1 protein-coding gene is annotated in these 318 nt (G+C 49.1%); it reads left to right on the top strand.

Annotated elements, in window-relative coordinates; translation table 11 throughout:
- Positions 1-318: Rpn family recombination-promoting nuclease/putative transposase (locus ACGF5R_RS24700; RefSeq protein WP_387693286.1), on the top strand; the 318-nt coding region annotated here is incomplete at both ends.

Genomic DNA, 318 nt, shown 5'->3' with positions numbered 1-318 from the left:
CATTTTTTAACGCAGCCCGAAACGGCCAGGGAATTTTTATCCCTTTATCTGCCCGAAGAGGTCCAGTCGTTGTGTGATTTAGCCACATTAAAACTGGAACCCGGCAGTTTTGTGGACCGGCATTTACGTCAACTGCACAGTGATGTGCTGTACTCGGTTAAAACAGTTCGAGGACAAGGCTATATCTATTGTCTGATTGAACATCAGTCCACTCCTGACCCATTGATGGCCTGGCGGTTGATGTATTACGCCATGTCAGCCATGGCGGCTCACCTGAAAAAAGGCCATACTGAACTCCCTTTGGTGGCGCCTCTGCTG

Source organism: Photorhabdus sp. RM71S (assembly GCF_042879355.1).
Lineage (GTDB): Bacteria > Pseudomonadota > Gammaproteobacteria > Enterobacterales > Enterobacteriaceae > Photorhabdus > Photorhabdus kayaii.
Note: the sequence above shows the minus strand (reverse complement) of the source record. Positions and strands in the feature narration are given on the sequence as shown.